Here is a 13,031-nt window from a genome sequence, read left to right on the forward strand (position 1 = left end):
CAAGCAATAAAAAGCCCCTGAAGCTTTCACTTCAGGGGCTTTTAAGTTATTGAGTTAACTTAAAGAATTACTTCTTCTCGTTACGCTCTTTAACTTCTGCGATTACTTGCTCAGCAACGTTTGCTGGACATGGTGCGTAGTGAGAGAACTCCATAGAGAACTGACCACGACCAGAAGTCATTGTACGTAGAGAGCCGATGTAACCGAACATTTCTGATAGAGGTACATCACCCTTGATACGTACGCCAGTAGTACCAGCTTGTTGGTCTTTGATCATGCCACGACGACGGTTAAGGTCACCGATTACGTCACCAACGTGATCTTCTGGAGTGAATACGTCAACTTTCATGATTGGCTCTAGAAGCTGTGGACCAGCTTTAGGCATAGATTGACGGAATGCACCTTTCGCTGCGATTTCGAACGCGATAGCTGAAGAGTCAACTGCGTGGAAGCCACCGTCGAATAGTTCAACTTCAACGTCTAGCGTAGGGAAGCCAGCTAGTACGCCGTTTTCCATCATGCCAGCGAAGCCTTTCTCAACTGCAGGCCAGAATTCTTTAGGTACGTTACCACCAACAACTGTTGATTTGAACGTGAAGCCAGAGTTTTGCTCGCCTGGCTTGATGCGGTAATCGATCTTACCAAACTGACCAGAACCACCAGACTGCTTCTTGTGAGTGTAGCTATCTTCAACTGCTTGAGTGATAGTTTCACGGTAAGCTACCTGTGGAGCACCTACTTCTAGCTCAACGCCGTAAGTACGCTTCAGGATGTCTACTTTGATGTCTAGGTGAAGTTCACCCATACCTTTCAGGATTGTTTCACCTGAATCTTCATCAGTTTCAACCTGGAATGATGGATCTTCTGCAACCATTTTACCGATCGCGATACCCATTTTCTCAGAACCACCTTTATCTTTAGGCTTAACAGCGATAGAGATAACTGGATCTGGGAAGATCATTGGTTCTAGAGTACATTCGTGCTTAGGATCACATAGAGTGTGACCTGTTTGAACGTTCTTCATACCAACTACAGCGATGATGTCGCCAGCTTGTGCTGAATCGATCTCGTTACGCTCGTCTGCGTGCATCTCAACCATACGGCCGATACGCTCTGTTTTACCAGTTGCAGAGTTAAGGATTGTGTCACCTTTCTTCATCTTACCAGAGTAGATACGGATGAATGTTAGTGCACCAAAACGGTCGTCCATGATCTTGAACGCAAGCGCTTTTAGTGGCTCATCTGCAGATACAGTTGCAACTTCACCAGTCGCTTCACCTGTGTCTGGGTTAGTTAGAGGCTGAGGATCTACTTCTGTTGGCGCTGGTAGGTAATCTACTACTGCGTCAAGAATAAGTTGGATACCTTTGTTCTTGTACGCTGAACCACAGTAAGTTGGGAAGAATGCTAGGTCACGAGTACCTTTACGGATACAACGTTTGATGTCTTCTAGAGATGGCTCTGCGCCTTCTTCTAGGTAAGCCATCATTAGATCTTCGTCTTGCTCTAGAGCAGTTTCGATTAGCATTTCACGGTATTCAGCTGCTTTCTCTACCATGTCTGCTGGGATGTCTTGAACTTCGTAGTTCTCTGGCTGACCAGACTCGTCCCATACGTATGCTTTCTGGCTTAGTACGTCTACAACACCAACGAAATCTTCTTCGATACCGATAGGTAGAGTCATTACTAGAGGAGTCGCTGCTAGAACGTTCTGTACTTGGTCTACAACTTTGTAGAAGTCAGCGCCCATACGGTCTAGTTTGTTAACGAAAATCAGACGTGATACGTGAGATTCGTCAGCGTAACGCCAGTTAGTTTCTGACTGAGGTTCAACACCACCAGAACCACAGAATACACCGATACCACCGTCAAGTACTTTCAGAGAACGGTAAACTTCGATTGTGAAGTCAACGTGTCCAGGAGTATCGATGATGTTTAGACGGTGATCGTTCCAGAAACAAGTAGTTGCCGCAGACTGGATTGTAATACCACGCTCAGCTTCCTGCTCCATGAAGTCAGTTGTAGTTGAACCGTCGTGAGTATCACCGATCTTGTGGATCTTACCAGTTAGCTTAAGGATACGCTCTGTAGAGGTAGTTTTACCCGCGTCTACGTGAGCAAAAATACCAATGTTTCTGTATTTTGATAAATCAGTCATTGTCTTACTCTGTTAATAAGGTATAAAGTGCGCGCAGAGTATATCACATTCTGTCAATACTGATACCCTTGCGTGCGGCTGTGATAAAAAAAATCTGCCAAGCAATAATGGTACGTAAAACCGTTATTTTCCAATAAAGAAAAGGCTATTCACTTGGAATAGCCTTTTACGTAGCAATCCAAGTTATCGTGGGCAGATTTCTGACTCTGGGAAAAAGAACTCGATCTCGCGAGCGGCTGACTCTGGACTATCAGAACCATGAACCGAGTTGTGACGCATGCTCAGTGCGTAATCTGCACGTAGCGTACCACATGCCGCTTGTTCTGGATTGGTTTTACCCATCAACTCACGGTAGCGTGCAATCGCATCCTCGCCTTCTAACACCTGAACCATAATTGGACCAGAAGTCATGAACTCTTTCAGTGGCTGGAAGAATTCTTTACCTTCATGCTCCGCATAAAAGCCACTTGCTTGTTCTTCATTTAGATGAACCATTTTAGCGGCAACAATGCGTAGACCTGCTTTCTCAATACGATGATAAATTTCACCAATCAAGTTACGTTCAACGGCATCGGGCTTAATGATAGAAAAGGTTCTTTCTAGAGCCATAGGGTTTCCTTTCGTCTTCTCTGTATTAATTATTAGAATGAGGCCTTTCGGTCTCGAAATTATTTTTCAGCTTGGTCCAACAGTACACGAGCAATAGTGCGAACACCAACACCTGTCGCGCCCGCAGCCCATTTATCTGCTGCAGTTTTGCGGTATGTCGCAGCGCAGTCAAAGTGTAGCCAGCCTTTTTTGTAGTCTTCTACAAAGTAAGACAGGAACGCTGCAGCGGTACTCGCACCTGGTGTGTAGTCACCGTTACTGATGTTGGCGAGATCGGCAAAGCTTGATGGCAGCATACCGCGGTGGAAATCAGCCAAAGGTAGCGGCCAAAGTCCTTCTTTCTCTTCGCGAGCAGAGTGCAGTGCTTGGTGTGCTAACTCGTCATCAAAGCTCATGAGTGCGTGGTAGTCATTACCAAGTGCGTTCTTCGCAGCACCAGTCAGTGTCGCACAGTCGATGATCAGCTCTGGGTTTTGCTCACTTGCGTAGATCAATCCATCAGCCAGCACCAAACGACCTTCAGCATCGGTGTTTAAGATCTCAACCGTCTTACCGTTTTTGTAAGTAATGATATCGCCAAGCTTCAGTGCACGGCCTGAAATCATGTTCTCCGCACAACAAAGGATCAGTTTCACACGTTTGTTCAAACCACGCATGATCGCAAGACCTAGACCACCAGTGATCGTGCCCGAACCACCCATATCTGCTTTCATCGATGCCATAAATCCAGACGGTTTGATGCTGTAACCACCTGAGTCAAATGTGATGCCTTTGCCCACTAGGCAAGCGTATACTGGCGCGTTTTCATCACCCGTCGGGTTGAAGTCCAATTGAAGCATCGCTGACGTGCGTTCTGAACCACGGCCAACGGCGTAGATACCTTCCCAACCTTCCGCAAGCAAGTCTTTATCTTTAACGATGCGCGCGGTCACTGTACCTTCTGGGGCCACAGACTTAATGAATTCAGCAGCCATCGTCGCAAGCTGGCGCGGTGCCACTTCTTCAGCGGTTTTGTTGATGATATCGCGAGTAAATTCTGTTGCTTTGATTCGAGCTTCTAGCTCAGCTTGATCCGCCTGTTCAAGTGGTTGCCAAACGACTTGGTTGGATTTCTTCGCGTCACGGTAACCTTGGTGAAATGCCCAGATGCTTTCAAGATCCCAAGCATCACCTTCTAAAGAAGCAAAACGTACACCTTGAGCTTCTAGTTTGCGAGATGCGCGTTGGATTGCGCCTAAGTCGTGACCTTCACCCAAGTGAACTGTCGCGCCTTGATCAGAAAAAGAAAGGATCGCTTTTTCGCCCCACTGTGGAGCTGCGGATTCTTGGCTAAGAAATACTGACATCTGTGTAGACATGGTTTCTCCTTGTCTTAATCGGCGTTGCCTACGCCCTACTCTGTTAACCCTCGGATGTTAGCATTTTGTAGAACAAAATTGTCAAGTTGATAAAAAAACGGACCCTAAGGTCCGTTATTTTTAGTAAATTTTGTTAACTGCGCTAGTTTTTAGCAGTCAAACCTAATCCATCTCATCCATCCAGCATAAAATTACTGCTTCTAGGATTTTTTCATTAGATCGATTTGGCTCGTCATCAAAATCTTCCAGATCCAGAATCCACTGGTGCAGATCGGTAAAACGTACGGTCTTAGGGTCGATCTCTGGAAACTTATCACATAGCTCAATCGCGATATCGCGAGAGTCAGTCCATTTCATTGCTCAACTTCCTTCTATTTTTGCTTTGCTGCTCAGTTAGAGAAGTATTAGTGATCTTCAGATGCGTGGTTAAGCGTGTACTTTGGAATCTCAACCACCAAGTCTTCGTCAGCGACTTTAGCTTGGCAGCCTAGGCGAGATTCTGGCTCAAGACCCCATGCTTTATCTAGCATGTCATCTTCTAGTTCATCGCTCTCATCAAGAGAATCAAAACCTTCACGAATCACTACGTGGCACGTCGTACAAGCACACGACTTTTCACAAGCGTGTTCGATGCCGATACCGTTTTTCAGCGCCACATCAAGAACAGTTTCACCCGCTTTAGCTTCAAGTACAGCACCTTCAGGACACAGATCTTCGTGCGGTAATACAATAATCTTAGGCATAACTTTTTATCTCTTAAATATCATCAACTGATTGACCTGACAGCGCAGCTCGAATCGATTTATCCATACGACGCGATGCAAACTCTTGGCTCGCTTTATCGGTATCTTTGATACCTTGTTCTATCGCGTCCGCATCGTCACCGTTACGTAATTCAATTAAAGACTCAATCGAATTAATCAAGTCTTGTTTCTCTTGCTCAGACAACAAATCGTCACCGTCTGCTTGCATCGCTGCGATCAAGCCTTCGATCACTCGATCCGCTTCTACTTTTTGCTCTGCTAGGGCGCGAGCAAGCATGTCGTCTTTCGCGTGTGTCATCGAGTCACGGAGCATGTTTGCGACTTCGTCGTCACTTAGGCCGTAAGAAGGCTTCACTTGGATCTCTGACTGAATACCCGTGCTCTTCTCCATCGCCGTCACAGACAACAAACCGTCTGCATCCACTTGGTAAGTCACTCGAACATGCGCCGCACCTGCTGCCATTGGTGGGATACCTTTCAGCGAGAAGCGCGCTAATGAACGACAATCGTCAACCAGCTCACGCTCACCTTGCACAACATGTACGCTCATTGCCGTTTGACCATCTTTAAACGTGGTGAACTCTTGTGCACGAGCGACAGGAATCGTGGTGTTGCGAGGGATGATCTTTTCAATCAAACCGCCCATGGTTTCAATGCCCAAGGACAGAGGAATAACATCGAGTAGCAACATTTCAGAATCAGGCTTGTTGCCAACTAAAATGTCAGCTTGGATACCAGCACCAATCGCCACGACTTCGTCTGGATTAATGCTCGTTAGCGGTTGGCGGCCAAAGAACTCACCGACCATTTCACGAACAAGACGTGTACGGGTTGAGCCGCCTACCATGACAACTTCAAGCACCTCATCACCGTCAACATCTGCGTCTTTAAGCGCGCGACGACAAGAGAGCAACGTCTTCTTCACTAGAGGACGAATCAGTTCTTCGAACTCTTCGCGAGTGACTGTACCTTGCCAACCAAGTACGCTCACTTCGACGCTGTCTTGCTCAGAGAACGCGATCTTGGTTTCTGTTGCAACGTTAAGCAGTGTACGATGCTGCTCCGCGGTCAGTGGAGTGGCTAGACCAGCTTTTTCAATCAAGAGGTCGGCAAATAGGTGGTCAAAATCATCGCCGCCTAGTGCTGAGTCACCGCCTGTCGCTAGAACTTCAAACACACCTTTTGATAGTCGCAATATAGAGATATCAAATGTACCGCCACCTAAGTCATAAACCGCAATCACACCTTCTTGACCAGAGTCTAAGCCATAGGCAATTGCTGCTGCCGTTGGTTCATTGAGTAAACGCAACACGTGCAGACCAGCCAGTTTCGCGGCATCTTTGGTTCCAGCACGCTGCGCGTCATCGAAATAAGCTGGAACGGTAATAACCACACCAGATAAATCGCCACCAAGTGACGCTTCAGCACGTTGGCTTAGTGATTTCAGAATATCAGCAGACACTTCGATTGGGTTTTTGTCACCCGCCGGAGTTTGCAATACCGGTAAGCCGTTTTCACTCGCTTTAAATTGGTATGGCAGGCTTGGGTATCGAGTTTGAATGTCTTGTAGTGAACGACCAATCAGACGTTTTACCGAAATGATGGTGTTTTTCGGGTCAAGTTCTGCTTTCGCTTTCGCATCGTAACCGACTTCTGGCGCTTCGCCCGAGTAGTTAACTATCGAAGGTAAGATGCTGCGACCTTGTTCATCTTGCAAAGTTGTTGCACTGCCGCTACGAACAGAAGCAACCAACGAGTTAGTCGTACCTAAATCGATACCTGCTGCCAATTTATGCTCATGTGGTGCCGAGCTTTGACCCGGTTCTGCAATTTGAAGTAGTGCCATGATTGGTCCTTGTTATTTGCTAGCCGAGAAGTTTGTCTTCGACTTGCTCGATTTCATTTTTTAATTTGGCAATAAACTTAAGCTTGCGCACGCTATCTGCGGCTTGCAGCCAAAGTTCGCCATTGAGCTCATCTTCTACTGTACGCAAATGGTGTTTGTACATTTTGCTGACTTTGCTTTCAAAGTCGAACAGAGCGTCTTCGGGATCGGCTTTATCTGCGATCTCTTCTAGTTCTTCACGCAGTTCCATCTGTTCCATTAGGAACATGGGGTCTTGCATGGTCTGTTGCTCTGCGCGGATATCAACGCCATTTTCAGACAACATGTATTCAGCGCGAGAAATCGGATTTTTCAGTACTTGGTATGCATCATTGATTTGCGACGCTTTCTGCACTGCAAGTAGGCGGTCACGCTCTGATGCACTGGCAAAGTTATCCGGATGAAAACGCTTTTGAAGTTCACGGAATTGTGAAGAAAGAAGGCTACCATCCAGAGTAAACTGACTTGGTAGCCCAAATAATTCGAAGTAATTCATGGAGAATTCGGCCCTTGGTAATCTACCTGTAGGCGATCTTCACCCACAGGTGCTATCAATTAAACGTTGAAGCTCTCACCGCAACCACATTCACTTTTCGCATTTGGGTTGTTGAATTCGAAGCCTTCATTCAACCCTTGCTTAACGTAGTCGAGCTCGGTGCCGTCTAAGTAAACTAGGCTTTTCTTATCGATGATAATTTTCACGCCAGAGAACTCAAACACTTCGTCTTCTTCGTTAAGCTCGTCAACGAACTCAAGAACGTAAGCCATGCCAGAACAACCAGTCGTTTTCACACCCAAACGTAAGCCGATACCTTTACCACGGCTTTCTAAGAATGTTCTTACGCGACTCGCCGCGTTATCTGTCATTGTGATGGCCATACTGCACCTTAGTTTGTTTAATTTGACGATTTGAATGGGAGGACGAGCCTCCCATTATATACAGATTACTTATTCTTGGTGTTTTTTCTTGTAGTCCGCAACAGCAGCTTTGATTGCGTCTTCAGCAAGAATTGAGCAGTGAACTTTAACTGGTGGCAGCTCTAGTTCTTCAGCGATTTCAGCATTCTTAATTGCTGCCGCTTCGTCAATGCTTTTACCTTTAACCCATTCAGTTACCAATGAGCTTGATGCGATTGCACTACCACAACCATAAGTTTTGAATTTCGCATCTTCGATAATACCTTCTGGTGTTACCTTGATTTGAAGCTTCATTACGTCGCCACATGCTGGCGCACCAACCATGCCGCTACCTACTGATGGGTCTTCTTTATCAAATGAACCAACGTTACGTGGGTTCTCGTAGTGATCAATTACTTTTTCGCTGTATGCCATGATATTTTACCTCGAATCCTCTATTAAATTCCTTAGAAACAACCGCTCAGATTAGTGGTGTGCCCACTCAACTGTGCTCAAGTCGATTCCTTCCTTGTACATATCCCATAGAGGAGACATGTCACGTAGTTTGTTAACCGCTACGCGAACTTGTTCAATTACGAAATCAATTTCTTCTTCAGTTGTAAAACGACCGAATGAGAAACGAATCGAGCTGTGTGCTAATTCGTCGTCTAGGCCTAGTGCGCGTAGTACGTATGACGGTTCTAGGCTCGCTGATGTACATGCACTACCAGACGATACTGCTAGGTCTTTCAGAGACATCAGTAGAGATTCACCTTCTACAAATGCAAAACTGATGTTTAGGTTTTGTGGTACGCGCTGCTCTAGGTCACCGTTGATCGTTACCGCTTCTAGGTCTTCAACGCCATCTAGTAGACGGTTACGTAGTGCCAATGCGTGGTCGTAATCTTTCTGCATCTCTTCTTTCGCGATGCGGAACGCTTCACCCATACCAACGATTTGGTGAGTTGCTAATGTACCTGAACGGAAACCACGTTCGTGACCACCACCATGCATTTGCGCTTCAAGACGGATGCGAGGCTTACGACGAACGTAAAGTGCGCCGATACCTTTAGGACCGTAAATTTTGTGCGCCGACAGTGAAATCAAGTCAACTTTCATTTCTTGCACGTCGATTGGCAATTTGCCCGCTGATTGAGCAGCGTCTACGTGGAAGATGATTTTACGTTCGCGGCAAAGCTCGCCAATTGATGCGATATCTTGGATGACACCAATTTCGTTATTTACGTGCATGATAGACACAAGCACCGTGTCTTCGCGCATCGCAGCTTCAAGCTTTTTCAGGTCGATGATGCCGTTTGCTTCAGGCTCTAGGTAGGTAACTTCAAAACCTTCACGCTCTAGTTGACGACATGGGTCTAGAACCGCTTTGTGTTCTGTTTTACAAGTGATGACATGCTTGCCTTTCTTAGCGTAGAAATGCGCTGCGCCTTTAATCGCTAAGTTATCAGATTCCGTTGCACCTGAAGTGAAGACAATTTCACGTGGATCTGCGTTTAGTAAGTCAGCGATTTGCTCGCGCGCAGTATCCACGGCTTCTTCTGCCTGCCATCCGTAACGATGTGAACGTGATGCTGGGTTACCAAACGTGCCGTCCATAGTCATGTACTGAACCATCTTTTCAGCCACACGAGGATCAACAGGACAGGTCGCTGAATAATCTAAATAAATAGGCAGTTTCATTATCTACTCCAATGTAACAGGCAGACCGCTTAAGAGCGGACGTTTACACCGATGGGTGCGGTGTTTGAGTTCTTATTAGTAAACCCATGGTTTACCGCAAGACCAATATCTTGGCGGTCTGAAATTTCTAGTACTTCATTATCTGTCATCAACTCTCCAAGAGTGATGTTATTTAGGAAGTCACTAATACGCGAGCTTAGGTCACGCCACAATGTGTGTGTTAGGCAACGAGAGCCACCTTGGCAATCTCCTTTGCCGTTACACTTGGTTGCGTCAACAGATTCGTCAACCGCAGCAATCACGGTACCGATTGCAATTGTGTTAGCATCAGCACCAAGACGGTAACCACCACCAGGACCACGTACACTTGCAACCAAGCCTGCTTTACGCAATTTAGAGAAAAGCTGCTCTAGGTAAGACAAAGAGATACCTTGGCGTTCAGAAATATCCGCCAGTGGTACTGGATTTTGCTGTGAGTGCAGAGCCACATCTAACATGGCTGTCACTGCGTATCTTCCTTTAGATGTAAGTCTCATATAACACCATATCCACATCGTTTATGTGGTATGAAGTTTTTCATACTTGAGTAAAATGGTCAAGTATTTAATTGACTGTTTTACTCAAGTATTTACCCTTATGAGAAACAAGGGGATTATTTGTCAGAGATTTTCTTCTCTATCGCACTCAAAATTCCGCGTAAGATATTGAGTTCTTGAGCCTCTGGACGAGCGCGGTTAAACAAACGACGTAGCTTGTTCATCACTTTTCCCGGCTGGTCTTGGCTAATGAACTGAGTATCAACAGCGACTTTATTCAAGTGCTCAAAAAACAGATCTAGCTCTTTGTGTCTTGGATATTCTGGTTGTGGTTCTTCAGTATACTGACTTTGTTCACGGTCTAGATAAGCCATGCGAATTTCGTAGCTCAGCGTTTGCACGGCCATCGCCAAATTCAGCGAACTGTACTCCGGGTTAGCAGGAATACAAACATGGTAATGACAGATTTGCAGTTCTTCATTTGTCAAACCTGTACGTTCACGACCAAACACTAAAGCAACAGGTGAAGTTTGTCCTTCTTGAACAAATTTCTGACCACATTCTCTTGGTTCAAGCATTGGCCATTCCAAGGTGCGCGAGCGAGCACTTGAGCCCACAACTAAGCTACAGTCAGCCACAGCTTCGTTCAGCGTGTTTACTATCGTGGCATTTTCAGCAATATCGGCTGCACCTGCTGCCAACGCTAAAGCTTGTTCATCCACTTCACAATTAGGGTCAACCAGTACTAAATTGTGCAGTCCCATCACCTTCATCGCTCTTGCTGCAGAGCCAATATTTCCGGAGTGAGAGGTACCAACCAGTACGACCTTTACGTTGTTAAGCATTAATGAAATTCCAAGACAAAAAATGAGCTGCAAGATATTACCATATACCTGAGTAAAATGGTCAGGTCCTTTATACTAATAAAATTAAAAGTTCAAAAAATCACCACTTCCTTTTAACGATTATTCTGTTATACTGCCCGCCGTTTTTCTGTTCTTTAACATCCGTTGGGAAATTAGTATGCATCCTATGCTTAATATCGCTATTCGTGCTGCACGAAAAGCTGGCAATCATATTGCTAAATCTTTAGAAAATGCTGAGAAGATCGAATCGACTCAAAAAGGCGCGAACGACTTTGTTACTAACGTAGACAAAGAAGCAGAAGCTATCATCATCGATACTATTAAAGCTTCATACCCTGAGCACTGTATTGTGGCTGAGGAAAATGGCGTTATTGAAGGTAAAGACAAAGAAGTACAATGGATCATCGACCCACTGGATGGCACAACAAACTTTGTAAAAGGTTTGCCTCATTTTTCTGTGTCTATCGCTGTACGCTTCAAAGGTAAAACTGAAGTAGCGTGTGTTTACGACCCAATGCAAAACGAACTGTTCACAGCACAACGTGGTTCAGGTGCTCAGTTGAACAACGCTCGTATCCGCGTTAAGCAACTTAAAGACCTTCAAGGTACTGTTCTAGCAACAGGTTTCCCTTTCAAGCAGAAGCAACATTCTGAATCTTACTTCAAGATCATGTCTTCTCTATTCGTAGACTGTTCAGACTTCCGTCGTACTGGTTCTGCAGCTTTAGATTTATGTTACGTTGCTGCTGGCCGTGTGGATGGTTTCTTCGAACTAGGTCTTAAGCCTTGGGATATTGCAGCAGGTGAACTTATTGCTCGTGAAGCTGGCGCGATCGTGACTGACTTTGCAGGCGGCACCGACTACATGAAGTCTGGCAACGTTGTTGCTTCAAGCGCACGCGGTGTGAAAGGTATGCTTAAGCACATCCGTGAAAACGGTAACGAAGCGATGCTTAAATAATCCAGCTCCGTCACAGCTGAATAGCCCACTCATTGAGTGGGCTTTTTTGTATCTATACTTTGATTGCTTCACAGAAACTGACATCAGCACGACCTGTTTGCTGATCATAAGAGTGGTAGAGTTCAAAACAAGGACGTTCATCTAATTCAATCCCTTGTGCGACGGTTTCCTCAATCAACTGGTTCCAAAATTGGCCGTACTGCGGCTTCTCTTCTACTGTCTTACGCAGCACCGCGTAACTACCCGCCGGGACAGTAGTCACTTCGATACCATTACTAGGCTCTATGTCATCTGGAACGACAAGCGCGATATCAGTACGGCACTTGTCCGCAGGTGTGATATCTGGGTTATCGTGGTAGATAAATAAACATTCACCTGTGACGCCTTTGGCACCGGCCCATAGGTAGAGTTTTTGTACTGCAGGTTCATAATTTTCACCGTATGGTCCAACAACTCGCACATAAGCGATCGTTCTTTGTGGGTGGTTTTCTGTTTTCATCTCAACTTTCCCTGACTGGTTTAACTTGAACTCAGAATAGCTAAGTCCATCAGGCAGTTCGTATCGATTCTTGCGCAGTATGGATCCAATCTTGCTGTTTCTCATTAGAGCTGAATAAGATTCGACGGTCTGGCACTCTTTGATCTGTGAAGGCGTCACCCCAAGGTAAGTTTTGAAGCTCCTAGCCATTGCTTGTGAGCTCGAAAAGCCAAACTCAAACGCTACCGTTGTAACGCTCTTATCTTGGAACATTAGGCTTTGCGCCGCTTTCTCATGACGCATTCGGCGAATAAACTCCGCTACCGTTTCTCCGACTAGAGCTTTAAAAACTCGATGAAAATGAAATGGGGATAAATTCGCGATTTTCGCAGCTTGTTCTAGATTGAGTGGTTCACTGCAATGTTGCTCAAGATAGCGTACAACTTCCTTTATCTGTACTTCTCGGACCATTACTCTTCCTTTGACGACAATAACTAGAGATTTACAAAAACCAAACTGACTATATGAGCCGCTACTAAATTTGGCTAGCGAAACTTATCAGGCTCGTGAGGTGAACGATCGGTTTGAAAATATAAGTACGCTTTGCTTTTTCGCGGAACTGGTAGGCAATCAATATTTTAGAGAAAGGTACAATTAACCTAGGGAAATGAAAAAGCCTCGAGTTTTCCGACAAAAACCTGAGGTATGGCAAGGGTGTAGAGATTCGAAGATTTCGCCCCAACACGCGCAGTTCCGGTAATTCGGGGAATCCGCTGCTCAATCAATTAAAAACTCAACAAAACGAAAAAGGCTCCAGT

Annotated in this window: 14 protein-coding genes; 1 reads left to right on the forward strand and 13 read right to left on the reverse strand. The window is 45.5% G+C overall.

What is annotated here, in order from left to right:
- Positions 1-67 precede the first annotated feature (67 nt).
- From fusA to trmJ, 12 genes are all read right to left on the reverse strand, one after another.
- Entirely contained in the window at positions 68-2,158 is a 2,091-nt protein-coding gene (fusA, locus tag AKJ31_RS13950) for an elongation factor G (protein WP_053409707.1), read from the reverse strand.
- A gap of 183 nt (positions 2,159-2,341) precedes the next feature.
- Positions 2,342-2,767: a nucleoside-diphosphate kinase gene (gene ndk / locus AKJ31_RS13955; RefSeq protein ID WP_053409708.1), complete on the reverse strand. Its 426-nt coding sequence runs from the start codon at positions 2,765-2,767 to the stop codon at positions 2,342-2,344.
- 59 nt (positions 2,768-2,826) lie between these two features.
- Positions 2,827-4,125, reverse strand: a complete 1,299-nt coding sequence (gene pepB, locus AKJ31_RS13960) for an aminopeptidase PepB (protein WP_053409709.1) — start codon at positions 4,123-4,125, stop codon at positions 2,827-2,829.
- 162 nt (positions 4,126-4,287) lie between these two features.
- The gene (gene iscX, locus AKJ31_RS13965) at positions 4,288-4,482 is read right to left on the reverse strand and encodes a Fe-S cluster assembly protein IscX (RefSeq protein ID WP_053409710.1); all 195 of its coding nucleotides are present in this window, start codon (positions 4,480-4,482) and stop codon (positions 4,288-4,290) included.
- A 47-nt stretch (positions 4,483-4,529) separates the two neighbouring features.
- On the reverse strand, positions 4,530-4,868 hold the full coding sequence (gene fdx, locus AKJ31_RS13970) for an ISC system 2Fe-2S type ferredoxin (protein WP_053409711.1): 339 nt from the start codon (positions 4,866-4,868) through the stop codon (positions 4,530-4,532).
- Between the two features lie 13 nt (positions 4,869-4,881).
- Positions 4,882-6,735, reverse strand: a complete 1,854-nt coding sequence (hscA, locus tag AKJ31_RS13975) for a Fe-S protein assembly chaperone HscA (protein ID WP_053409712.1) — start codon at positions 6,733-6,735, stop codon at positions 4,882-4,884.
- A 19-nt stretch (positions 6,736-6,754) separates the two neighbouring features.
- A complete protein-coding gene (gene hscB, locus AKJ31_RS13980; RefSeq protein ID WP_053409713.1) occupies positions 6,755-7,270 on the reverse strand; it encodes a co-chaperone HscB in 516 nt (171 codons plus the stop codon).
- Positions 7,271-7,329: 59 nt separating this feature from the next.
- Positions 7,330-7,653 carry an iron-sulfur cluster assembly protein IscA gene (gene iscA / locus AKJ31_RS13985; protein ID WP_053409714.1) on the reverse strand — a complete coding sequence of 108 codons (324 nt, stop codon included), beginning with the start codon at positions 7,651-7,653 and terminating at the stop codon, positions 7,330-7,332.
- A 69-nt stretch (positions 7,654-7,722) separates the two neighbouring features.
- Complete coding sequence (iscU, locus tag AKJ31_RS13990; RefSeq protein ID WP_053409715.1) at positions 7,723-8,106, reverse strand: Fe-S cluster assembly scaffold IscU; 384 nt, start codon at positions 8,104-8,106, stop codon at positions 7,723-7,725.
- Between the two features lie 51 nt (positions 8,107-8,157).
- Positions 8,158-9,372, reverse strand: coding sequence for an IscS subfamily cysteine desulfurase (locus AKJ31_RS13995; protein WP_053409716.1), 1,215 nt, complete (start codon positions 9,370-9,372; stop codon positions 8,158-8,160).
- Positions 9,373-9,401: 29 nt separating this feature from the next.
- On the reverse strand, positions 9,402-9,908 hold the full coding sequence (iscR, locus tag AKJ31_RS14000; RefSeq protein ID WP_053409717.1) for a Fe-S cluster assembly transcriptional regulator IscR: 507 nt from the start codon (positions 9,906-9,908) through the stop codon (positions 9,402-9,404).
- Between the two features lie 116 nt (positions 9,909-10,024).
- Positions 10,025-10,753: a tRNA (cytosine(32)/uridine(32)-2'-O)-methyltransferase TrmJ gene (gene trmJ, locus AKJ31_RS14005; protein WP_053409718.1), complete on the reverse strand. Its 729-nt coding sequence runs from the start codon at positions 10,751-10,753 to the stop codon at positions 10,025-10,027.
- Positions 10,754-10,931: 178 nt separating this feature from the next.
- Between trmJ and suhB the strand changes: the two genes are divergently transcribed.
- A complete protein-coding gene (gene suhB / locus AKJ31_RS14010) occupies positions 10,932-11,735 on the forward strand; it encodes an inositol-1-monophosphatase (RefSeq protein WP_053409719.1) in 804 nt (267 codons plus the stop codon).
- A gap of 52 nt (positions 11,736-11,787) precedes the next feature.
- Here suhB and AKJ31_RS14015 read toward each other — a convergent pair whose 3' ends face one another.
- Positions 11,788-12,684 (reverse strand): AraC family transcriptional regulator, encoded by an 897-nt coding sequence (locus AKJ31_RS14015; RefSeq protein ID WP_053409720.1) that lies wholly within the window; start codon positions 12,682-12,684, stop codon positions 11,788-11,790.
- Between the last annotated feature and the right edge of the window lie 347 nt (positions 12,685-13,031).

It is taken from the genome of Vibrio hepatarius (genome assembly GCF_001274785.1).
Taxonomy (GTDB): Bacteria; Pseudomonadota; Gammaproteobacteria; order Enterobacterales; family Vibrionaceae; genus Vibrio; species Vibrio hepatarius.